At 76.8% G+C, this 591-nt stretch carries 1 protein-coding gene; it reads left to right on the top strand.

From position 1 onward, the window contains the following. The coding region (locus FB586_RS18715; RefSeq protein ID WP_136520859.1) for a DUF3180 domain-containing protein at positions 1–424 on the top strand (424 nt) is incomplete at its 5' end. Positions 425–591 lie beyond the last annotated feature (167 nt).

Here is a 591-nt window from a genome sequence, read left to right as displayed (position 1 = left end):
GCTCACCGTCTGCCTCGTGACGGGTCTCGCCGTCGGGTGGGCCATCCACCCGCTGGGCAACGCGTTCGGGACCGGGCCGACGCTGGTCTCGTGGGTGCAGGCGCTGGCGCTCGTGCTGGTCGCCGCCATCATGGGGTTCCTCGCCTGGCACACGTGGCAGGCCGTGCACGTGCGCCGCGAGCGGCTCGAGCCGCACCAGGCCGTCAACCGCCTCGTGCTGGCCCGGGCGTGCGCGCTCGGCGGCGCCTTCGTGGCGGCCGGCTACGTCGGCTACGCCGTGAGCTGGCTGGGCGACGAGTCGCAGTACGCCGACCGCTGGGTCCTCCGCGCGGTGGTCGCGGCCGCCGGTGCGGCCGGCACGACGCTCGCCTCCCTCGCGCTGGAGCACGCGTGTCGCGCCGACGGAGGCGCGCCCCGGCCCTAGGGTGGGCCCCATGCCTTCCCAGCAGCCCCAGCAGTCACAGGCGTCCCGGACGCCTGCACGCCGCCGCCAGCGCAGCACGCGCCTGGTCGTCGCCGTCGTGCTCCTCGTCGTCGGTGCGGCCCTCGTGGCCGGCGCCCTGGCCTCGGCCTCCGCCGTGCTGACCGCTG

The organism is Cellulomonas telluris (assembly GCF_004886325.1).
In the GTDB taxonomy this organism is placed as follows: domain Bacteria; phylum Actinomycetota; class Actinomycetes; order Actinomycetales; family Cellulomonadaceae; genus Cellulomonas; species Cellulomonas telluris.
The sequence above is the reverse complement of the archived record's forward strand: the minus strand, read 5'-3'. Positions and strand labels throughout refer to the sequence as shown.